Source organism: Pectobacterium aroidearum, assembly GCF_041228105.1.
GTDB classification, from domain to species: domain Bacteria; phylum Pseudomonadota; class Gammaproteobacteria; order Enterobacterales; family Enterobacteriaceae; genus Pectobacterium; species Pectobacterium aroidearum.
Genome location: NZ_CP166097.1, coordinates 1,492,973 through 1,513,798, shown reverse-complemented (window position 1 = coordinate 1,513,798; position 20,826 = coordinate 1,492,973). Strand labels below are relative to the sequence as shown.

Sequence of the window (20,826 nt, the reverse complement as noted above, 5' to 3'; positions counted from 1 at the left end):
AATCGTCTCAATAACCCTATTTGTTATCGCCTGCTCATCCAGTACGAAGAGATCCCCTACGGATGAAACGCCAGCGTGTATGAAGTATCGTTCTATGATGACAGCTCCTTTGCCACCAGCGGAAATGATGAGGCTAAAAAATCAGTGCGAGCAATCAAGGCATTAATGCGGGGGTATGTTCATCAGATCCAGCGAAGATCCGGTGTATTTTACAGAACATACGATTGCCTTCGAATAAATCCACTCCCTCTCAAAATAACGCTGTTCAAATAGCGGTCATTATTGAAAATGACCGCTATTCGCTTCAATGACCTACTCGTTCTAAATCGCCATAAAAGGCATACGGGTAGCCATTTTCCAGCCATTCGGCCTCGTCAATAACGCAAACATCGTCTTCTAGATAAATATCTGATGCCATTATTTTTATTGAGAAACCATTAGTTTTATATTCGGAGCGGTAATTATCATAGGTAATTTCGCCTCTGCCGAAATAGTCGTTGAGTTCTTCCCGCCATAATAACTCTATCTCTGCATTAAACGGGCCGCTCCCCATTTTCCCTTTCAGGCTGGCGATAATCTTTTTCTTCTCAACGACCCCCCACCGCACGGCATCCAGCGTCCAGGCATCGTCGCTAACGCTAAACTCACCGGAAAAAACCGCTAAATGCGCGTCATTATTATCAGAGTGCATTTCATTTCCTTAAATATTAACAAGAAAACTCAAAATCCCAATCGCTAACGCGGGTAGCGCAGCGCTTCCACAAACAGTGAAAAGGCAGTAGTGTGCTGTTTGCGGCTGGGATAATACAGATAGTAGCCAGGGAACGGTGGGCACCATTCCGTCAGCACTCGAATCAGGCGTCCGCTGGCAATATCCTCACGCACCGCATCTTCCGGTACATAGGCTAGGCCGAGCCCGATTTGTGCAGCATCGATCCGCTGACGCAGGCTATTCATCGTCAATTGTCCTTCGACGCGCACCTTGATTTCCCGACCGTTTTTCTCAAATTCCCACGCGTAGATGCCCCCCATCGTCGGCAGGCGCATGTTAATACAGCGGTGATGCTGTAAATCCTGCGGTGTTGCGGGGGCAGGATGACGCGCGAAATAGTTCGGGGAACCAACCACCGCCATGCTCATTTCGGGTGCAACACGCACGGCGATCATATCTTTCGCCACCTGCTCACCCAAGCGAATCCCCGCATCAAAGCGGCCAAGAACAATATCGGTTAAGGCGTTATCTACCGTAATTTCGACGTTAATATCGGGGTAATTCGCCAAAAATGGCTTTAATACCGGCCATAAAGTTGAATCAACCGCATGCTCCCCCGACGTGATGCGAATATTCCCCGCAGGACGCTCGCGCATATCGCCCAACGCCACCAGTTCGCTTTCAATATCCGCAAAGCGCGGACCGAGGCTATGTGCCAGCTTTTCCCCTGCATCCGTTGGCGCGACGCTGCGCGTGGTTCGGGTCAGCAAACGCACGCCCAGTCGCTCTTCCAGGCCACGAATCGAATGGCTTAGCGCCGACTGAGAAAGCCCGAGCTTCGCCGCCGCTTTGGTAAAACTACGTTCTCTTGCCACCACAAGGAACGAAATGAGGTCATTAAAATTTTCTTTTAACATCAGCGTGTCCGAATAGTGGTGTCATCAATGTGTACCTATTATACAAATTCATGAATGATGTTCATGTGAAACCGGAAATAGCCGATTTGGCGGCACTGAAAAGCGGCAATCGGGAATAACCTCCTGCATTACTCGCACAATTAATGAATATAATTCATAGCCTCTTGCGGCTTTTGCCCTCTGGTGCTTCCCCATAAATCGCAGTAACGTTTTTCAACGTCGCTTGCGATGGCCCGCGCAGGGTGACGGACAAGGGTGTCCGTCATAAAAATGAAATTACTTGCCGCCTCTGCTGTGATGTTATCTATATTAGCTCCGGCTGCGATTGCCGGAATGGAGGAAAAATTGAAAATTACCCGCAGCGGTTCACTTCCGTCCCAGCCCGGCCCAGAAAGCTATTTTTCCGGCAACGTACGTATCGATGCCCCTTTCCAGAGCACCGCACCCGCCCGGGTTGGCGGCGCGACGGTCACGTTTGAACCGGGCGCCCGTACGGCATGGCACACCCATCCACTCGGCCAGACGCTAATCGTCACGCAGGGGCGAGGCTGGCTTCAGGAATGGGGTGGCGAAGTCCAGGAGATCAATCAGGGCGATATCGTCTGGATACCCGAAGGCATCAAACACTGGCACGGTGCCACGGCACAAACCGCCATGACGCACATTGCCATTGCCGAATCACTTAACGGCAGACCGGTTGAATGGCTGGAAAAAGTCAGCGACGAACAGTACGGAAAAGCGAAGTAGCACAAGAAAAAATTACTATAAGGAAGCCGTCGCTAAGAAAAAAGCGCGGCGGGCAGAAACAGCAAAGCCACTCAGCGTGATGCCGAATGGCTTTTCTATTTGCTCCGTGATGCGCTTAGCGCACGTGAAGATTGACGCCAGAGACCTCTTTTCTGAGTTCAATAATCTCTTCAGCCAGTTCACGGCACAGCATCGCATTCATCAGGTGATCCTGTGCGTGCACCACGATAAGTTCGAGATTCGTTTTTTCCTTACTCTGGTTGCCAATGAACCCGGTCTGAATCAATTGCGCCCGGTTCAACGCCACCGCTGCCATTTTTAATAGTTCATCGACATGATCCCACTCCCCTCGGCGAGCAGATCTCAAGGCTTCCATTGCGCAGGAACGTGTTTCGCCAGATTTAACGATAAGCTCAATCATCCGCGTTTCTACATCCATTTTTCCATCCCCCGAATATCAGTTGCTGTGTCACCTTTTGTCGGTCAATTAACCCAAAATTGCAGACAAGCGCACGTGACACCGAAGAAATACGGTGCATTTGTTGTATCGCTACTCACAGCCTGCACAGTAAATATAGATGATGAATCAGGATTTGTTTCTGTAAATCATGACGTTATATCTCATTTCTGGTGAAATAAATTTCACAACTGCCCCGGGCTATTTTTCAGGCAATGGATTAATACTATTCCACACCGTGACACGCCCTGAAATAAAGTGATAACCGACATATCACATTCACCAAAACCTTAATTTAACCTTAAGAAAGCGAAATAATAATAACTATCATTATTATTACCAATATGTAAAATCCATCCTCGACTGCCGCTACATATCGGCCTGTGTCGCTAAAATAACGTGGTTATCGTCAGCGACACGGGGGCTCTCATGTAGGCCAGCAATACGCAAACACGACAAGTATTGATAAGGGTAAATAATATGAAGCTTGGTTTTGGATTACTGAGTTCTGCCGTTTTATTCGCTTCCGGTTTGGCTCTCAGCGCGTCGGCAAATGCAGCAGAAAACGATGAAGGGATTGTGATTTACAATGCCCAGCATGAAAATCTCGTAAAATCCTGGGTCGACGGTTTTACCAAAGAAACCGGCATCAAGGTGACATTACGCAATGGCAGCGACACCGAGTTGGGCAACCAACTGGTGCAGGAAGGGAAATCGTCGCCTGCCGATGTGTTCCTGACCGAAAACTCACCGTCAATGGTGCTGGTCGATAACGCCGATCTCTTTGCTCCGCTGGATAAAGCCACCCTCGCACAGGTGTCGTCTGATTATCGTCCGTCCCACGGACGCTGGATCGGGATTGCTGCGCGTTCAACCGTCTTTGTCTATAACCCAACCAAATTTACCGACGCGCAGTTGCCGAAATCCTTAGCCGATCTGGCGAAGCCAGAATGGAAAGGCCGCTGGGCTGCCTCGCCGTCCGGTGCCGATTTTCAAGCCATCGTTAGCGCCTATCTGGAGCTGAAAGGTGAGAAAGCCACGCAAGAGTGGCTGAAAGGCATGAAAGAAAACTTCACCGCCTACAAAGGCAACAGTACAGTGATGAAAGCGGTGAACGCGGGTCAGATTGATAGCGGCGTGATCTATCACTATTACCGTTTTGTCGATCAGGCTAAAACCGGCGAAAACAGTAACAACACCAAGCTGTACTACTTCAAACATAAAGATCCGGGCGCGTTCGTCAGTATTTCCGGTGGCGGCGTACTGGCATCCAGCAAACATGCAAAAGACGCACAGGCCTTTATTAAATGGATTACGGGCAAGTCCGGTCAGGAAATCTTACGCACCAACGATGCCTTTGAGTATGCCGTTGGCGTTAACGCGGCCTCAAATGACAAACAGGTTCCACTGAAAGATCTGGACGCACCGAAAGTCGATGCTGCCAAGCTCAACAGCAAAAAAGTCGTGGATCTGATGACACAAGCTGGCTTGCTGTAACGCATAAATTGTCGCGCATGGGTTATAGCACATAGATGTCATAACCCCTTTCATCAGGGCGTTCGCACCCTGATGAATCCTTACCTGAATGCCCGCTCAGAGCGGCTTCACCGTCTTAAAATATCGTCCTGACGAGGCAGCTACAGGCCGTATGACAAACGTTAGCTACAGCGAAACGACTGCGTTCACCGCCCCCTCTTCGCCATTATGCAAGCCAGTCGCGCTGCTTACCCTCATCGCCCTGATATTATCCCTGCTGGGATTTGTTCCGCTGGGCTTTGTGATTGGCGTCAGCATTGATACCGGCTGGGAAACAGCCCGCGCCCTGCTGTTTCGCCCTCGCGTGGGCGAACTGCTGACGAACACCGTGCTGCTGGTTGCCCTGACGCTGCCGATTTGTACGGTTCTGGGCGTACTGCTGGCCTGGCTGACGGAACGTACCACCCTGCCCGCCCGACGCCTGTGGTCACTGCTGCTCACCGCGCCGCTGGCGATCCCCGCATTTGTACAAAGCTATGCCTGGATCAGCACCGCTCCCGGTTTGCACGGTCTACCGGCCGGCGTGTTTTTATCCGTCGTCGCCTATTTACCGTTTCTCTATTTACCCTGTGCCGCGACGCTGCGACGGCTTAACCCCGCGCTGGAAGATGTCGCGGCTACGCTGGGCGTGCCTCCCGTGACCGTATTTTTCCGCGTAGTGCTGCCGCAGCTAAAGCTGGCTATCGGCGGCGGGCTGCTGCTGATTGCGCTACATCTACTCGCGGAATATGGTCTGTTCGCCATGATCCGTTTCGATACGTTTACTACCGCGATTTTCGATCAATTTCAGTCAACGTTTAATGGCCCGGCGGCCAATATGCTGGCTGGCGTACTGGCGTTATTGTGCCTGTTTCTGTTGTGTGCGGATGCCCGCGTACGCGGCGTCACGCGCTATGCACATGTCGGTTCCGGCGCGCCGCAGGCTATCACACCAAAACATCTGTCGCCGTTTCCGCTGCTACTGGCACTGCTGTTACTGGTGACATTGGTGCTGCTCACGCTCGGCGTGCCTTTTATTACGCTGTCTCGCTGGCTGTGGTTTGGCGGCTGGGACGTCTGGCTGCGCCGCGAGCTGCTCGATGCCTTTCGTCAGACCATGACGCTGGCCCTGAGCGGTGCCGTACTGACGACGCTGGCGGCCATTCCAATGGCCTGGCTGACGATTCGCCACCCCAACCGCCTGTATCGGTTTCTGGAAGGGTGCAATTACATCACCAGTTCTCTGCCGGGTATCGTCGTCGCGCTGGCGCTGGTGACCACCACCATTCACCTCATCAGACCGCTGTACCAGACGGAATTCACCGTGTTACTGGCTTACCTGCTGATGTTTATGCCACGGGCGCTGGTTAATCTACGCGCGGGTATCGCACAGGCACCCGTGGAGCTGGAGCAGGTTGCGGCCAGTCTGGGGCGTTCGCCATTACAGACGCTGATGACCGTGACGATTCGGCTGGCCGCGCCCGGCGTTGCCACAGGTGCAACGCTCGTCTTTCTGGCGATCGTTAACGAACTGACCGCCACGCTGCTGCTGGCCCCCAACGGCACCCGCACGCTGGCAACCGGTTTTTGGGCGCTCACCAGTGAGATCGATTATCCCGCTGCGGCACCCTACGCGCTTATTCTGGTCCTACTGTCGCTACCGTGGACCTGGTTTCTCTACACGCAATCACAAAAAATGGCGGGTCTGTAATCATGTTGGAACTTCATCGCGTCAGTAAAAGCTTTAACGGGCGCACCGTGCTGTCTGACATTCATCTGACGTTAGAAAACAGCCGCCGCACGGCGATTGTCGGCCCGTCCGGTTCAGGGAAAACCACGCTGCTGCGCCTGATTGCTGGGTTTGAAAAACCAGATATCGGCGTCATCACGCTGAACGGGAAAACGCTCTGCGATAACGGGCTTTCCGTCCCCGCCCATCAGCGAGGGATCGGCTATGTCCCGCAGGATGGCGCGCTGTTCCCGCATCTGTGCATCGCGGACAACATCGCCTTTGGGCTGAAAGGCTCGAAGGCGGGAAAGCAAAAGCGCGTGGAAGAGTTGATGGCGCTGGTTTCCCTTCCCGCGCATTTACAGAAGCACTCGCCGCATGAGATTTCCGGCGGTCAGCAGCAGCGTGTCGCACTGGCTCGCGCGCTGGCACAACGCCCTGCATTAATGCTGCTGGATGAGCCCTTTTCCGCATTGGACACCGGCCTGCGTGCCGCCACGCGTAAAGCGGTGATGGACGTCTTGCAGCAGGCTAACGTGGCATCAATACTGGTAACCCACGATCAGGGGGAAGCGCTGTCTTTTGCCGATCGCGTCGTCGTGATGCGCGACGGTCAACTGTCACAATCCGGCTCGCCGTGGACGCTGTACCATCAGCCCGCCAGCGAAGACATCGCGACCTTCCTCGGCGAAACGCTAATTCTCGATGCGCAGGTTAACGGCGGTCAGGCTGACTGCCTGCTTGGGCGCATCGCAGTGGATCGCCCAATCGCCAGCGGTAAAGCCCGGATCATGCTCAGACCCGAGCAGATCGCGATTCAGGATGTCGAGGTTGATAGCACAGAGATAGGCCGAGCGGGGGAAAAGCGTGCAGCGACGATTCGCGCAACCATCCGTAAAGTTGATTTTTCCGGCTTCGTCTCTACGCTCACGCTGCACGTCCACCACGCAGAAACCGAGATCATTGAACTGAAAACCGTCAGCCACGCTGCTTTCGCTGTCGGCCAACAGGTCAGCCTGAGCGTCACGGGTACCGCTCACGTCTTCAGTCAATAATCCCGCACTACCCGCGCGCTCAGGCGGTTTATCGCTCCGCCTGCGCGTTACGCGTCACCAGCCAAACGCCCAGCATAATAATCAGAACGCCGAGATTTTTACGCAGGCTCATCGGCTCATTCAGCCACGGCAGGAAAACCGCCGCCAAATACACTACCGCATAGCTCAGGCTAATCAGTGGATAGGCGCGGCTTAACGGCAGATAACGCAGCACCATGAACCAGCACACCATCGACAGTCCGTAGCAGACCATCCCGCAGAACACCGCAACCGCAGGCCAACCGCCCATCAATGTGCTGAGTGACGGCCAGTGCGTCATGGAGATACTCGGCAGTGCCAGCATCCCGCTTTTCATTAATACCTGCGCAATACTGGCTAACACAATGCTGCCCAGCGCCCAGACATAGCCTCGTCTCGCCATCATCCCCCCTGCATCAGATAGATACCGGTGACAATCAGCGCAATGCCCCACCAGTGGTGTCTGTCCACACGCTCACCAAACCAATAGTGCGCCAGCAGCGTAACCAGAACAAAATTGATGCTCAGCAGCGGGTACGCCACGCCAAGCGGAATATGCTGCAACACCACAAGCCACAGCAGCAGCCCGACACCCAGCAACACAGCCGCCAGCATCAGCCATCCCAGCGTCACGCGCTGGCGTCGATCTGGCGGCAAACGCCGCCAGCACTCCGCTGCCTGTTTCTGGCACAGTTGTCCCAGGCTGGTCAGCAGGCAGACGATAGCAACCAGCAGATAACTCATGGCGCTATCTGCTTATAAAACAACAGCACGTAGCGGTGCGATTTTTTCAACTGATCGGGTGCAGGCAGGTTGCGGTATTCTTCATCGGTATCTCTATCGATCTTCAGCACCAGCGCAACATTTCCGCTACGCCGTTTCTCAGCAAGCCAGGCAGGGAAAGCCCCCTCATCCACAAAGCGATCGGCGGCATCCGCATAGTTCAGCCCGTAGTTCAGCTCACCCCGTGCCTTAAATAAGGTGATATCGCTACGTTTAAGCTCCCACGCCAGCCCGGCAGCCAGCCCAACTTCATCGCTCAGCACATAGCGGCTGTCCTCAAGCAATGGCTGATGACTACGAATAAAAGTTTGAGGATTCTTTGAATCGACCACGCTCGCCGGAATACTCCCGCCGACGAGCAGCGCCAAAAATAACGGACAGCCTGCCACCAGATAGCCCCACGATCGCGACTTTTTCAGGCTGACTGCGGCAAAAGCCACCCAGCCGATAAAACAGACGACACCCGATACGATGGTCAACCCTTCCCCTGACTGATAGAGATGCGGCATGATGATACCGAGGCCCAGCGCCGCAACGGCGAGCGCCAGCACACTGCCGAACGCAAGATTGAGCCAGCTATTGATGCGCAAGAGACGGTCGTGTACCGCAGGGGCCAGCCCGGAAATCCACGCCGCCATCAGCAGCGCCAGCGGCGCAAAGCACGGCAGGATGTAGGTTAACAGCTTGCCTTTGGCGATGCTGAAAAACAGCAGCGGCATCACCATCCAGCACAGCAGAAGGAACCGTTCCGGGGAGGACTTTCGTTCCGTCCAACCGCTGCGCAATGCACCCGGCAGCAGCGCCAGCCAGGGGAATGTGCCGACAATCAGCACTGGCAGGTAATACCAGAACGGCGCGTTATGCTGCGCGTCGTCTTCTGCAAAGCGCTGAATATGCTCAATCCAAAAGAAGTAATGCCAGTAATCGGCTTCTCGCGCATGCACCGCCAGCGCCCACGGCGCACTCAGCAATACCGCGACAACAATTGCCAGCGGCCCGAACAGCAGCAATTCCTTAATCCGCTTTTGCGCCAGCGCTACCGGTAGCACGCTGATAACCGGTAAGGCCAGCGCCAGAAAGCCTTTGGTCATAAACCCCATGCCGCAGGCCAGCCCCATCAGTCCCCAGGCCATCAGCCGTTCACGCGTCAGCGTAGCGCGCTGAATCAGCACGTGGCTGAACAGCGCCGCCGTCATCCAGAGCGTCACCATGGGATCAAGTACGCTGTACGTGCCGATACCATACACAAGCAGTGACGTCAGATAGATCGTCGCCGCCAGCAGCGCAGTACGCCGGTTTTTCCACAGCAGCAGCGCCAGCCAAAACACCAGCAGCGCGCTCAAGCCAGTAGAAAATACCGAGGCAAAGCGCACGGAAAAATTGGTATGACCCAGTAACCACTGACTGATGTTATTCAGCCAGTAGCCTGCAACAGGCTTCTCAAAGTAGCGAACGTCCAGCAAATGCGGCACGATCCAATCACCGCGCTGAAGCATCTCGCGGCTGATTTCCGCATAGCGCGTTTCATCCGGTGACCACAGCCAGCGGCCGTTAAGCGGCAACAGGTAGAGCAAAGCGAATAGCACCAGTATTACGGTACTTTTCAGCTTTATCATGCCTTTTTCCATGCTATCTCCTGCTTTATTTATTCTTCCGTTTGCACGCCAAGCCACCCTTCCCGTCCGGGAAACGGCGCGCGTACAATTCGCCCGACGGGTAACGTCGCTCGGTCATCAGGCAGTAATGAGGAAAGTGGACAAAATTCGATGTGCTGCTGACGGGCTCGAAGCAGCAACTGGCGAAACAGCGCCAGCTTCACGCCCCCTTCCACTTCCGCATGGATGGTGTAGACCGGCACGCCACGATCCTGCTGGATCGCCTCAAGAATAAAGTCGTTGAATTCGTCGTCGCTCACGCGCTCACCAATGACTTCATCGTAGGTCGGCAGCGTAACCGGGATCTGCACAGTACCCAATTCACCGTTTTTCAGGCGAGGCCGAAAAGGTCGGGTGCCGCGACAGTCGCTGTTATAGTCCAGATCCCAGCGCTGTTTCATCTCAACGACGCGCGGATCGGCTCGCCAACCCGCCACCGCAGAACAGCGTACCGGCGCTGGCAGCATCGGCGTCAGCGCGTCCATGCCTTCACGGAACTGCGCGGCCAGTTGCGCATCCGACCAACGAGCGACATTCGCCTGCCAGCCGTGATGATCCCAGGCATGTAACCCCACTTCATGCCCGGCGTCGTGCGTCTGGCGGATTAACGAGCCAAACCGTGCGCCAATATGACGCCCCGGCCACGCCGTGCCCGCCAGCAAAATATCCCAGCCGTAGAGCGATGCCGCGCTGGAGCGCAGCATCTTCCATAAAAAGCGTGGGCGCAGCAGACGCCACAGGTGGCGCCCCATGTTGTCCGGACCGACGCTAAAAAAGAAACTCGCCTGAATATCGAACTCCGCCAGCACCTTCAGCAGCGCGGGCACGCCGTCCCGCGTACCGCGCCAGGTATCGACATCAATTCGCAGGCCAACGCGCGTCATCCCTGCGTATCCGTGACGTTATCGGCGTGCTGGGGATCAACGGTACGCAGGAAATAGTCCAGCGTTTCCGCGACGGTTTGCTCCATCTTCACCGTCGGTTCCCATTCCAGCAGCCGTTTGGCGTTACGAATGCTCGGCGTGCGATGCGCCACATCCTGATACCCTTTGCCGTAATAGCTGCTGCTTTCCACTTCAATGAATCCGGCGAACGGCGGGAAGCGATCGCGCAGCGGGTGGGCATTAAAGCTGGTCAGCAGCATATCGCCCAGTTCGCGGATACTGGCTTCATTGTGCGGATTGCCGATGTTGATAATCTGCCCGTCACACTGACCGTTGCGGTTTTCAATAATACGGAACAACGCCTCAATACCATCGTGAATGTCGGTAAAGCAGCGTTTCTGTGCTCCGCCGTCCACCAGCTTGATCGGCGATCCTTCCACCAGATTGAGAATCAGTTGAGTAATGGCGCGAGAACTGCCGATTCGCGCGGCGTCCAGCGTATCCAGACGCGGCCCCATCCAGTTAAACGGACGGAACAACGTGAAACGCAGGCCATTTTTCGCGCCGTACGCCCAAATCACCCGATCCAGCAGTTGCTTGGACACAGAGTAAATCCAGCGCTGCTTGTTGATCGGCCCGACAATCAGGCGTGAGGTGTCTTCATCAAACTCTTTGTCATCACACATGCCGTACACTTCTGAGGTGGACGGGAAGACAATACGTTTGTTGTAGCGCACGCAGTCGCGCACGATTTTCAGGTTTTCTTCAAAATCCAGCTCAAACACGCGCAGTGGATTACGGGTGTATTCGATAGGCGTTGCAATCGCCACCAGCGGCAAAATGACATCGCATTTCTTGATGTGATATTCGATCCATTCGTTATGAATGCTGATATCGCCTTCCACAAAATGGAAACGCGGATCGCCAAGAAAACGGGCGATGGCATCCGAACTGATATCAAGTCCGTAAATTTCATAGCGATCGTCGCGCAGCAGGCGTTCGGTCAGGTGATTACCGATAAAACCGTTCACGCCGAGGATCAGGACGCGCGTGCGGCGTCGTTGCACACGGCTGGCAAGGTTACCCAGTTTCGCCTGTGGCACCATGCCCATTTCCGCCGCCAGTCGGCTACCCGACATATACAACCCGGACTCGCTCTGTCCGCTGACGATCTCAAGTGCGCCTTCACCGCAGCATACGACCAGCGGCGATGTCGAGATAATCGAGCCTGGTTCCTGCTTCACGCCATTCGCTTTCACACTGTCGTTTTTCAGCACGCGGGCACGCCAGATAACCACTTTGCGCTCGCCGAGGAACGTAAACGCGCCCGGATACGGCTCCGTCACCGCGCGGATCAGATTGTTGATCTCACGAGCGCTTTTTTGCCAATCGATCAGCCCGTCTGCCGCGGTACGACGTCCGAAATAGCTAGCCTGACTCTCATCCTGCGGCGTCAGCATAATCTCACGCGAGCGGATCAGCGGGAGTTGTTGTGCCAGTAAAACCGCAGCGGCAGTTCGACATTTTCCATGCAGCGTCAGCGCGGTGTCTTCATCGTCAATCGCCACCACGGACTGGGCAACGATATCGCCAGCATCGGCGCGTGACACCATCTTGTGCAGCGTCACGCCCGTCTGCGTTTCACCGTTCACCAGTACCCAATTCACCGGTGCCCGCCCACGGTAGCGCGGCAGCAGCGACCCATGCAGATTGAATGCGCCAAACGACGGCAACTGAAGAATATCGTCGCTTAACAGCGTGCGGTAATAGAAGGAAAAAATCACATCCGGTGCCAGTTCCCGAATACGGTTCACCCAGAGCGGATGGTTAACGTCTTCCGGTGCGAACACTGGCACATCCATCTCGGCTGCCGCTTTCGCCACTGACGCATAGAAGTGGTTCTCACCCGGTGCATCGCTGTGCGTGAACACCGCCTGAATCTCATAACCGGCAAGCTTTAACGCCTCAAGGCCGACGCAGCCGATATCATGGTAGGCAAATACGATCGCTTTCATTCTTCTTCATCCCGTAAACTGGTGGTCAGTGGCGTTGCCGCGCTCACTGTTTTTTGCACAAAATAGCGTGGCCGGGCACGCACATCGGTATAGATACGACCAATGTATTCCCCCAATAGCCCCATCCCGACGAACTGCGCGCCGATAAACATGAACAGCACGGCAAACAGCGTGAACACGCCCTCTGCCGCCCACTCCGCCCCTAAGAACAAACGCAGGCCGATCAACAGCAGCGCCAACAGGAAACCCGACAGCGCAACGACGCTGCCAATCAGGCTGAGTATGCGCAGCGGCGTCGTCGTCAGGCAGGTCAGCAGGTCGTACATCAGGTTAATCAGCTTCAGAAAACTGTATTTGGACGTGCCGAATTCGCGTTCGGCGTGCATCACGTCGATCTCAATGGTTTTCCGCGCAAAGGTGTTGGCCAGAATAGGAATAAAGGTGCTGCGTTCATGGCAGTGCAGCATCGCGCTGACGATGTGGCGACGATAAGCACGCAGCATACAGCCGTAATCCGCCATAGATTTCCCAGTCGAACGCCGGATCATCATGTTGATGGTTTTCGAGGCCAGTTTGCGGAATAGCGAATCCTGCCGGTTGGCTCGCACAGTGCCGACCACGTCATAGCCTTGCGCGGCATACTCCACCAGCCGTGGAATTTCCTCCGGCGGGTTTTGCAAATCGGCATCCAGCGTAATGACCACATCGCCTACCGCTTGCTGGAATCCAGCCATGATGGCCGAGTGCTGACCATAGTTACGGTTCAGCAATACGGCAATAATGTGCTTTTCCGGGTCGCTCGCCGCCTCAGTCAGCAGTTCCGCCGAGCGATCGCTACTACCGTCATCAACCAGAATAATTTCCCAGGGTTTACCGATCTGCCGACAGGCCGCCAGCGTGCGTTCAATCAGCACCGGCAGGCTCTCTTCTTCGTTATAAACGGGAATTACAACAGACACATTTTTGATGTCATCAATCACGAACAGACTCCAGAATCGAGGTTAGCGCCGCGACAACGCGATCGACATCGTTGTCCTGCATATCGGGGAACAGCGGCAGCGTCATCAGCGACGCCGAATTCCACTCCGTTTCCGGCAGGTGCAAATGGGGATAACGCTCACGGTAATATTTCTGCGTGTGCACCGCTCTGAAATGCAGTCCGGTGCCAATGCCGTGCGTTTGCAGTGCCGCCATCAGGCCATCGCGCGAGATGCCGCACCGCGTTTCATCCACGCGCACCATAAAGAGATGCCAGGCGTGCAGATGGGGATAATCGGGAACAGCCAGCGGCTGGAGCGGCAGCGAACGCAGTTGGGTAAGATAACGAGCGGCAAGCTGCTGACGGCGGGCGTTGATCGCCGGGAGCTTATCCAGTTGCACCAGCGCAATCGCCGCATTGATATCCGCCAGATTGTATTTAAACCCCGGCGTTACCACTTCAGCCTGTGGCTTGCGCCCCTGTCGCTGCCTGTCGAACGCATCAACGCCCAGCCCGTGAAACTTCAGGCTACGTATGCGTTCAGCAAGAGCCTCGTCGTCCGTCACCACCATGCCACCTTCCGCACAGGTGATATTTTTAATCGCGTGAAACGAGAAAATGGCGGTTCCACGCGCGCCGATCCACTCATCGCGATACTGCGTACCCACGGCATGCGCCGCATCCTCAATCAGCGGAATGCCATAGCGTTCGCTCAGAGCACGCAGCGCCGTCAGATCGGCTGGCGCACCGGCATAGTGCACGGGAATAATCGCCTTGGTTTTCGGTGTGATAGCCGCCTCGATATCCTGCGGTCGCACCATCAGAGTATGCCGGTCCACGTCCACCATCACCGGTTCCGCCCCCAGGAGCGTAATCATATTGACGGTCGAAACCCAGGTCTGGGACGGCGTAATCACTTCGTCGCCGGGGCCAATGCCAAGCGCCATCAGCGTAACGTGCATCCCCCCCGTCGCAGAGCTAACCGCAATCGCCTGTCGGCAACCGACCTGCTGGCAAAACGCCTGTTCTAATTGCTGACATTTTGGCCCTGTAGTTATCCAGCCGGAACGTAATACCTCCGCCACGGCAGCAATTTCCTCTTCGCCCATACTTGGGCGGGAAAAAGGCAAAAAATCCGTCATAACGTATTCCCAAAATAAATAATGGCGACAAATCATCATTAAGCAGTCTAAATAATGAAGCCTTAAGCCAACCTTAATTTATTGCGACAATCATAAAATCACAGATAAACCGCACAACATCACAAAGCGGCAAGAAGACATAATTAATTACAATGAAAAAATGAACTTTTCGCGAATAGCGAAATGTCGATTTATTGATTTACGACAAGAAATCAATCCTCACCAAATAAGTCCCTTGTATAAACCTTTCCTATTACATCTTTTAATTCGTCGGCATAGCGGTTGGTAATAATAATGTCACACTGTTGTTTGAAACTGTCGAGTTGGTGAATGACGGGGAAATCCAGAAAATCATCATCATCAATCCCAGGTTCATAAACCACGACATTGATTCCTTTCGCTTTTATTCTTTTCATAATGCCCTGAATGGAAGAAAAGCGAAAATTATCCGACCCCGCTTTCATGATGAGGCGATGAACGCCGACAGTTTTCGGATGGCGCCGGATAATCGTATCGGCAATGAAGTCTTTCCGCGTATGGTTAGCGTCCACGATAGCCTTGATAAGGTTATTCGGAACAGTACGATAGTTAGCCAAAAGCTGCCGGGTATCCTTCGGCAAACAGTAGCCGCCGTAGCCGAAAGAAGGATTGTTGTAGTAGTTGCCAATACGCGGATCGAGGCACACACCTTCAATAATCTGCCGGGTATTCAACCCCAGCGATTCAGCATAGCTGTCCAATTCATTAAAGTAGGCGACACGCATCGCCAGGAAGGTATTCGCAAACAGTTTTATCGCCTCGGCCTCTGTCGGGTCGGTAAACAGTACGCGAATATCTTTTTTTAATGCACACTCCATCAATAGGTTAGCGAAAAAACGGGCTCTTTCCGACCGCTCACCCACGACAATCCGCGACGGGTAAAGGTTGTCGTACAACGCCTTTCCTTCGCGCAAAAACTCGGGCGAAAAAATGATGTTATCGGTATCCAACTGCTGGCTGATTTTCTCGGTGAAACCAACAGGCACCGTCGATTTAATCACCATAATGGCCTGTGGGTTAATCGCCAGTACATCGCGAATGACCGCCTCTACCGACGACGTGTTGAAATAGTTAGTGTGTGGATCGTAATCTGTCGGCGTAGCGATAATCACGAACTGCGCATCGGCATACGCTTCATGCTTATCCAGCGTAGCGGAAAAATTCAGCGTTTCGTGTTGTAAAAAACGCTCAATCTCGGCGTCATTAATCGGCGATTTGCGTTGATTCAACATCGCCACTTTTTCAGCCACAATATCTAACGCTACAACCTGATGCTGTTGTGCCAATAATAATCCATTCGATAAACCGACATATCCTGTTCCGCTAATCGCTATTTTCATGAAGGGCTCTTTATTTCATCACTGACTGAAACCATATTTCGACGCAGTATCTTTCTTATTTTTCAATCTGAATAGAGGTGTTACATTTCAATTTATTTCTTGCCCTTCTTATCGTGATGAGCAATCTACATTCACGAATGTTCCGTCACTCTCATCAACCGAAACGTAAAAAAACAATAGCCCTATCATTAGCAATTTCAGTTAAACGCCAATTAAACATAGCGTATTTAATGCCAAATAAAAATTTCCTTACACCTTGTAACTCACCTTGATCGTTAGCATAGAAACAAATTTTCATAACGTTATGTAACACAACGTCATTTATCGTAGATGATTTTAGTAAATAAGCATGATGATACCGATTTATTTTAGCGTTTTTATCAACGGTAGATGGAGACGAAATCCAGAGGGGTTACCTTATTATCAAAGCGACTTATTGTTCGATAAAATCCGGCAAAAAATCATAAGCAAATCTCATCAATAACAGCGCAAACGACAAGAACGTCTACACTTATCATCAGTCATCTCTCTGGCTAAGGATGGGAAGGACAATGAAGGTCAGCACGCGTGACAAGGCCAGCCACTATCAAATGCCGCTCCAAAAATTGATGATTATTTTTATGCTATTCATCATCACCACGGTAGTGGCGCTGAACGGATGGGCAGTATTCAACTCTCACCAACAGCTTATCGATTCCACAGAGCGAAACGCCAAAAACCTGTCGTTGTCACTGGCACGCCATGCCGAAGATACATTTTTACAAGTCGACATATTGTTACAGGATTTACAAGAACGTATTGAGCAGGATGGTCAATCGCCCGCACAGCTGAACCGTTTGGGCGATATTCTAAAAAATCGTAAAGCGACGCTGCCGCAGTTGCATGGCATCTTCATTTACGACGACAAAGGCGAGTGGCTGGTGAACTCAGGGATAGCAAAACCAGCAAATGCGAATAACGCCGACAGAGAATATTTCAAGTACCACCAGAGCAACGTCAGCCAGACCATGCACATCGGCAGCGTGATTCAGAGTCGCTCTACGGGCGATTTGATCATTCCCGTCTCTATGCGCATCAATAAGCCAGACGGCAGCTTTAACGGCGTGCTACTTGCCACCCTCTCACTGAACTATTTCAAACAGTATTATGGGTACTACTCCATGGGGAACATGGATGTGCTCGCTATCTTGCTGTCCGATGGCAGGATTCTGTACGGTCGGCCTTACGACGATTCATACATCAACCGTAATGTATCCAACGGTCCGCTCTTTTCAGAACATCTGAAACAGTCCGAGAGTGGTACAGCGACATTCGTCTCCACGCTGGATCACATCGAACGGATTTATGGCTACACCAAATTAAAGCGCTACCCCATCGTTATCGCAGCGGGCTACGACCTCAATTTAGTGCTCGCAAAATGGAGAACAGATAGTCTGGTTTACGGTGCCATTACGCTCATCCTGCTGTTCACCATTGTCCTGCTCGGCCTGATCGTGCTGAGACAAATTCGCATCAATTTGAAAAATCAGGTCGATTTAACCATCGTGCGCGATGAACTCACCTCAGTTAACCATACCCTGCAAACGCTGGCGCTGTTTGATGGCCTAACGGGCTTAGCCAACCGTCGTCAATTCGACATGTTCCTACAGCAAACGCTATTGCGAGCGGCGGAAACGCGGGAATGTATGGCGCTCATCATGATCGATGTCGACGCCTTCAAGAAATACAACGATCGCTATGGGCATGTGGCTGGCGATGAGTGCCTGCGTAAGATTGGTAATATCCTGAGCAACATGCCGAGGCGCAAAGAGGATTTGGTCGCCCGCTATGGCGGCGAGGAGTTCGCTATCATCATCACCGACACCGATAAGCACGGTGCCACCACGCTTGCTCAGCGAGCACTGGATTTAGTGCGCGAAGAAAAAATTTCGCATGAAACGACGCTGTTCCTGGACAAAATCGTCACCATTAGCGCGGGTGTCTACGTGTTCTGCGTGGATACTCCGCCGCCCACCGCGTCGTCCGTCATCGATATCGCCGATGCCGCGCTGTATCGCGCCAAAAATGGCGGCAAAAACCGTATCGAGGTGAGCGAATAGCGAGAAAAATCTCAATGTAGAAACAATTAATGTTGATGCAATGCCTGACAGCACGAGCAGCTTCTGACAGAATAGCGGCCATCTCCCCCCTATTTCACATTGATGGGTCTCATCTCAGATGGCAGCAAAGATTATTGATGGTAAAACGATTGCGCAGCAGGTCAAAGACGAAGTTGCCGCACGAGTCACACAGCGTTTGGCAGCAGGAAAACGCGCACCGGGTCTGGCTGTTGTGCTGGTCGGCGAGAATCCGGCATCACAGATTTATGTCTCCAGCAAACGCAAGGTGTGTGAAGAAGTCGGCTTTATCTCCCGCTCTTATGATTTACCCGCCACGACAACAGAATCAGAGCTGCTAACACTTATCGACCAGCTCAACGCCGACCAGGCGATTGACGGTATTCTGGTTCAGCTTCCGCTGCCAGAGGGCATTGATAACACCAAAGTGATCGAACGCATCGCGCCAAGCAAAGATGTTGATGGCTTCCATCCTTACAACGTAGGTCGTCTGTGCCAGCGCGCGCCGCTGCTACGCGCCTGTACGCCACGCGGCATCGTCACGCTGCTGGAACGTTATAATATCGACACCTTCGGCCTGAATGCCGTTGTCGTCGGCGCGTCTAATATTGTTGGCCGTCCGATGAGTCTGGAACTGCTGCTGGCTGGCTGCACCACTACCGTCACGCACCGTTTCACCAAAAACCTACGCCACCATATTGAAAATGCCGATCTGCTGGTTGTCGCCGTGGGTAAACCGGGCTTCATTCCTGGCGAATGGATTAAACCGGGTGCAATCGTGCTGGACGTAGGTATCAATCGTCTGGAAAGCGGCAAAGTCGTCGGCGATGTGGAATTTGAAACCGCACAGGAAAGAGCGTCTTACATCAGCCCTGTGCCGGGCGGCGTCGGCCCTATGACCGTTGCCACACTGATTCAAAACACGCTGCAGGCGTGTGAAGAGTACCATGACCACGCCGAATAACTGGCGAGTCAAACACGAATAAGCAGGAATTTATGGCAACTTTTAATCTTGAAAAACATCCGCACGTTGAACTGTGCGATCTCTTGAAATTGCTGGGCTGGAGTGAAAGCGGCGCGACGGCTAAGCTGGCTATCGCCGCAGGCGATGTGACCGTTGACGGCCAGATAGAAACGCGCAAGCGCTGCAAGATCGTCGCCGGGCAAACCGTTCAGTTCAACGGTGAAACGGTAAAAATCGCCGACTAACGCTTAAGACGGCAATGATGGTGAAAAAAAGCCCGCAATGTATATTTGCGGGCTTTTTATTTATTGAAAGAGAAGAAGATTACTTACGGCGCCAGATCGTTCCCTGCGGGCCATCTTCCAGCACGATCCCCATTTCATTCAGTCGATCGCGAGCCTGATCCGCCAACGCCCAGTCTTTCGCCGCGCGCGCATCTTTACGCTGCTGGATTAACGCTTCGATTTCTTTCACCTCGTCGTTATCCACTTGCGCACCGTTTTGCAGGAACTGTTCTGGATCTTGTTCCAGCAGGCCGAGCACGCCTGACAGTTTACGCAGTGCCGATGCCAGCTGATTCGCCGCCTGCGCATCTTCCGTTTTCAGGCGGTTAACTTCACGCGCCATATCAAACAGCACCGAGTACGCTTCCGGCGTGTTGAAATCATCGTCCATCGCTTCGCGGAAACGGCCTTCAAACTCGTCTCCCCCTTGCGCCGCAGCATCAGGATCCGTTCCACGCAGCGCCGTATACAGACGTTCTAACGCCGCACGCGCTTGTTTAAGGTTGTCTTCGCTGTAGTTCAACTGGCTACGATAGTGGCCTGACATCAGGAAATAACGCACGGTTTCCGGGTCGTAGTACGCCAGCACGTCGCGAACGGTGAAGAAGTTATTGAGCGACTTCGACATCTTCTCGCGGTCAACCATTACCATGCCGGAGTGCATCCAGTAATTCACATACGGGCCATCGTGTGCACAGCTGGATTGCGCGATCTCGTTTTCGTGGTGCGGGAACATCAAATCTGAACCGCCGCCGTGAATATCAAAGTGCTCGCCGAGCTGTTTGCAGTTCATGGCAGAACATTCGATATGCCAGCCGGGACGCCCTTCTCCCCACGGAGAAGACCAGTGCGGTTCACCCGGTTTGGACATTTTCCACAAAACGAAGTCCATCGGGTTACGCTTCACTTCTGTAATTTCAACGCGTGCGCCAGCCTGCAATTGATCCAGATCCTGGCGAGACAGCACACCGTAGCCCGGCGCGGTATCAACGGAGAACATCACATCGCCATTACTCGCGACATAGGCGTGGCGACGGGCAATCAGCGTTTCCACCATTTCGATGATATCGGCAATATGGTGCGTCGCACGCGGCTCGGCATCCGGGCGCAGAATATTCAAAGCATCAAAATCGGCGTGCATTTCTGCAATCATACGGGTCGTCAGTTGGTCGCTGGTTTCCCCGTTTTCGGCCGCACGTTTAATAATCTTGTCGTCAATATCGGTGACATTACGCACATACTTCAGTGAATATCCCAGATACCGCAAATACCGCGCCACCACATCAAACGCCACGAAAGTACGCCCGTGACCGATATGACACAGGTCATAAACGGTGATGCCACACACATACATTCCCACCTGACCGGCGTGGATAGGTTTAAATTCCTCTTTTTGGCGACTCAGCGTATTAAAAATCTTTAGCATCAGGGCGTTCCAGTGTTTTTATAAAAAATGGTTTTCACAAAAAACGGT

The 20,826-nt window shown here is 53.2% G+C and carries 19 protein-coding genes; 7 read left to right on the top strand and 12 right to left on the bottom strand.

Going from position 1 to position 20,826, the window contains the following annotated elements; translation table 11 throughout:
- Positions 1-304: 304 nt before the first annotated feature.
- The gene (locus AB8809_RS06785) at positions 305-691 is read right to left on the bottom strand and encodes a hypothetical protein (protein ID WP_349855829.1); all 387 of its coding nucleotides are present in this window, start codon (positions 689-691) and stop codon (positions 305-307) included.
- A 44-nt stretch (positions 692-735) separates the two neighbouring features.
- Positions 736-1,629, bottom strand: a complete 894-nt coding sequence (locus AB8809_RS06780) for a LysR family transcriptional regulator (protein ID WP_349855830.1) — start codon at positions 1,627-1,629, stop codon at positions 736-738.
- A 270-nt stretch (positions 1,630-1,899) separates the two neighbouring features.
- Here AB8809_RS06780 and AB8809_RS06775 point away from each other — a divergent pair, with 270 nt between their 5' ends.
- Positions 1,900-2,376, top strand: a complete 477-nt coding sequence (locus AB8809_RS06775) for a cupin domain-containing protein (protein WP_349855831.1) — start codon at positions 1,900-1,902, stop codon at positions 2,374-2,376.
- A gap of 115 nt (positions 2,377-2,491) precedes the next feature.
- On the opposite strand, the gene AB8809_RS06770 is transcribed toward AB8809_RS06775, so the two are convergent.
- Positions 2,492-2,815, bottom strand: a complete 324-nt coding sequence (locus AB8809_RS06770) for a PTS lactose/cellobiose transporter subunit IIA (RefSeq protein WP_015841097.1) — start codon at positions 2,813-2,815, stop codon at positions 2,492-2,494.
- A 498-nt stretch (positions 2,816-3,313) separates the two neighbouring features.
- Here AB8809_RS06770 and AB8809_RS06765 point away from each other — a divergent pair, with 498 nt between their 5' ends.
- The 3 genes from AB8809_RS06765 to AB8809_RS06755 all read left to right on the top strand — a co-directional run bounded on the left by AB8809_RS06765 (position 3,314) and on the right by AB8809_RS06755 (position 7,132).
- Positions 3,314-4,330 carry an iron ABC transporter substrate-binding protein gene (locus AB8809_RS06765; RefSeq protein ID WP_349855832.1) on the top strand — a complete coding sequence of 339 codons (1,017 nt, stop codon included), beginning with the start codon at positions 3,314-3,316 and terminating at the stop codon, positions 4,328-4,330.
- Between the two features lie 151 nt (positions 4,331-4,481).
- Positions 4,482-6,059: an iron ABC transporter permease gene (locus AB8809_RS06760; protein ID WP_182099818.1), complete on the top strand. Its 1,578-nt coding sequence runs from the start codon at positions 4,482-4,484 to the stop codon at positions 6,057-6,059.
- Between the two features lie 2 nt (positions 6,060-6,061).
- On the top strand, positions 6,062-7,132 hold the full coding sequence (locus AB8809_RS06755) for an ABC transporter ATP-binding protein (protein WP_349855833.1): 1,071 nt from the start codon (positions 6,062-6,064) through the stop codon (positions 7,130-7,132).
- Between the two features lie 28 nt (positions 7,133-7,160).
- On the opposite strand, the gene arnF is transcribed toward AB8809_RS06755, so the two are convergent.
- From arnF to AB8809_RS06715, 8 genes are all read right to left on the bottom strand, one after another.
- Positions 7,161-7,553 (bottom strand): 4-amino-4-deoxy-L-arabinose-phosphoundecaprenol flippase subunit ArnF, encoded by a 393-nt coding sequence (arnF, locus tag AB8809_RS06750; RefSeq protein ID WP_180779770.1) that lies wholly within the window; start codon positions 7,551-7,553, stop codon positions 7,161-7,163.
- Complete coding sequence (gene arnE / locus AB8809_RS06745) at positions 7,553-7,894, bottom strand: 4-amino-4-deoxy-L-arabinose-phosphoundecaprenol flippase subunit ArnE (RefSeq protein WP_349855834.1); 342 nt, start codon at positions 7,892-7,894, stop codon at positions 7,553-7,555. The genes arnF and arnE overlap by 1 nt, the downstream gene beginning before the upstream one ends.
- The gene (gene arnT / locus AB8809_RS06740; protein ID WP_349855835.1) at positions 7,891-9,561 is read right to left on the bottom strand and encodes a lipid IV(A) 4-amino-4-deoxy-L-arabinosyltransferase; all 1,671 of its coding nucleotides are present in this window, start codon (positions 9,559-9,561) and stop codon (positions 7,891-7,893) included. Before arnT ends, arnE begins: the two co-directional genes overlap by 4 nt.
- A 17-nt stretch (positions 9,562-9,578) precedes the next feature.
- A complete protein-coding gene (gene arnD, locus AB8809_RS06735) occupies positions 9,579-10,472 on the bottom strand; it encodes a 4-deoxy-4-formamido-L-arabinose-phosphoundecaprenol deformylase (protein ID WP_181845390.1) in 894 nt (297 codons plus the stop codon).
- Entirely contained in the window at positions 10,469-12,487 is a 2,019-nt protein-coding gene (gene arnA, locus AB8809_RS06730; protein ID WP_349855836.1) for a bifunctional UDP-4-amino-4-deoxy-L-arabinose formyltransferase/UDP-glucuronic acid oxidase ArnA, read from the bottom strand. Before arnA ends, arnD begins: the two co-directional genes overlap by 4 nt.
- Positions 12,484-13,467, bottom strand: a complete 984-nt coding sequence (gene arnC, locus AB8809_RS06725) for an undecaprenyl-phosphate 4-deoxy-4-formamido-L-arabinose transferase (RefSeq protein WP_015841106.1) — start codon at positions 13,465-13,467, stop codon at positions 12,484-12,486. Before arnC ends, arnA begins: the two co-directional genes overlap by 4 nt.
- Positions 13,460-14,608 (bottom strand): UDP-4-amino-4-deoxy-L-arabinose aminotransferase, encoded by a 1,149-nt coding sequence (gene arnB, locus AB8809_RS06720; RefSeq protein ID WP_349855837.1) that lies wholly within the window; start codon positions 14,606-14,608, stop codon positions 13,460-13,462. Before arnB ends, arnC begins: the two co-directional genes overlap by 8 nt.
- A 212-nt stretch (positions 14,609-14,820) precedes the next feature.
- The gene (locus AB8809_RS06715; RefSeq protein ID WP_015841108.1) at positions 14,821-15,987 is read right to left on the bottom strand and encodes a nucleotide sugar dehydrogenase; all 1,167 of its coding nucleotides are present in this window, start codon (positions 15,985-15,987) and stop codon (positions 14,821-14,823) included.
- Between the two features lie 551 nt (positions 15,988-16,538).
- On the opposite strand from AB8809_RS06715, the gene AB8809_RS06710 reads away from it, so the two are divergent.
- The 3 genes from AB8809_RS06710 to ybcJ all read left to right on the top strand — a co-directional run bounded on the left by AB8809_RS06710 (position 16,539) and on the right by ybcJ (position 19,313).
- Positions 16,539-18,086: a sensor domain-containing diguanylate cyclase gene (locus AB8809_RS06710; RefSeq protein ID WP_181829061.1), complete on the top strand. Its 1,548-nt coding sequence runs from the start codon at positions 16,539-16,541 to the stop codon at positions 18,084-18,086.
- A gap of 118 nt (positions 18,087-18,204) precedes the next feature.
- Positions 18,205-19,068: a bifunctional methylenetetrahydrofolate dehydrogenase/methenyltetrahydrofolate cyclohydrolase FolD gene (folD, locus tag AB8809_RS06705; RefSeq protein ID WP_015841110.1), complete on the top strand. Its 864-nt coding sequence runs from the start codon at positions 18,205-18,207 to the stop codon at positions 19,066-19,068.
- 32 nt (positions 19,069-19,100) lie between these two features.
- Positions 19,101-19,313 (top strand): ribosome-associated protein YbcJ, encoded by a 213-nt coding sequence (gene ybcJ / locus AB8809_RS06700; protein ID WP_015841111.1) that lies wholly within the window; start codon positions 19,101-19,103, stop codon positions 19,311-19,313.
- A gap of 79 nt (positions 19,314-19,392) precedes the next feature.
- On the opposite strand, the gene cysS is transcribed toward ybcJ, so the two are convergent.
- On the bottom strand, positions 19,393-20,778 hold the full coding sequence (gene cysS / locus AB8809_RS06695) for a cysteine--tRNA ligase (protein WP_349855838.1): 1,386 nt from the start codon (positions 20,776-20,778) through the stop codon (positions 19,393-19,395).
- Positions 20,779-20,826: the final 48 nt, after the last annotated feature.

What these genes read in the sequence shown, in the direction of transcription:
- AB8809_RS06785 (WP_349855829.1), bottom strand. Translation starts at nt 691, where the DNA reads ATGCACTCTGATAATAATGACGCGCATTTAGCGGTTTTTTCCGGTGAG.
- AB8809_RS06780 (WP_349855830.1), bottom strand. Translation starts at nt 1,629, where the DNA reads ATGTTAAAAGAAAATTTTAATGACCTCATTTCGTTCCTTGTGGTGGCA.
- AB8809_RS06775 (WP_349855831.1), top strand. Translation starts at nt 1,900, where the DNA reads ATGAAATTACTTGCCGCCTCTGCTGTGATGTTATCTATATTAGCTCCG.
- AB8809_RS06770 (WP_015841097.1), bottom strand. Translation starts at nt 2,815, where the DNA reads ATGGATGTAGAAACGCGGATGATTGAGCTTATCGTTAAATCTGGCGAA.
- AB8809_RS06765 (WP_349855832.1), top strand. Translation starts at nt 3,314, where the DNA reads ATGAAGCTTGGTTTTGGATTACTGAGTTCTGCCGTTTTATTCGCTTCC.
- AB8809_RS06760 (WP_182099818.1), top strand. Translation starts at nt 4,482, where the DNA reads ATGACAAACGTTAGCTACAGCGAAACGACTGCGTTCACCGCCCCCTCT.
- AB8809_RS06755 (WP_349855833.1), top strand. Translation starts at nt 6,062, where the DNA reads ATGTTGGAACTTCATCGCGTCAGTAAAAGCTTTAACGGGCGCACCGTG.
- arnF (WP_180779770.1), bottom strand. Translation starts at nt 7,553, where the DNA reads ATGGCGAGACGAGGCTATGTCTGGGCGCTGGGCAGCATTGTGTTAGCC.
- arnE (WP_349855834.1), bottom strand. Translation starts at nt 7,894, where the DNA reads ATGAGTTATCTGCTGGTTGCTATCGTCTGCCTGCTGACCAGCCTGGGA.
- arnT (WP_349855835.1), bottom strand. Translation starts at nt 9,561, where the DNA reads ATGGAAAAAGGCATGATAAAGCTGAAAAGTACCGTAATACTGGTGCTA.
- arnD (WP_181845390.1), bottom strand. Translation starts at nt 10,472, where the DNA reads ATGACGCGCGTTGGCCTGCGAATTGATGTCGATACCTGGCGCGGTACG.
- arnA (WP_349855836.1), bottom strand. Translation starts at nt 12,487, where the DNA reads ATGAAAGCGATCGTATTTGCCTACCATGATATCGGCTGCGTCGGCCTT.
- arnB (WP_349855837.1), bottom strand. Translation starts at nt 14,608, where the DNA reads ATGACGGATTTTTTGCCTTTTTCCCGCCCAAGTATGGGCGAAGAGGAA.
- AB8809_RS06715 (WP_015841108.1), bottom strand. Translation starts at nt 15,987, where the DNA reads ATGAAAATAGCGATTAGCGGAACAGGATATGTCGGTTTATCGAATGGA.
- AB8809_RS06710 (WP_181829061.1), top strand. Translation starts at nt 16,539, where the DNA reads ATGAAGGTCAGCACGCGTGACAAGGCCAGCCACTATCAAATGCCGCTC.
- folD (WP_015841110.1), top strand. Translation starts at nt 18,205, where the DNA reads ATGGCAGCAAAGATTATTGATGGTAAAACGATTGCGCAGCAGGTCAAA.
- ybcJ (WP_015841111.1), top strand. Translation starts at nt 19,101, where the DNA reads ATGGCAACTTTTAATCTTGAAAAACATCCGCACGTTGAACTGTGCGAT.
- cysS (WP_349855838.1), bottom strand. Translation starts at nt 20,778, where the DNA reads ATGCTAAAGATTTTTAATACGCTGAGTCGCCAAAAAGAGGAATTTAAA.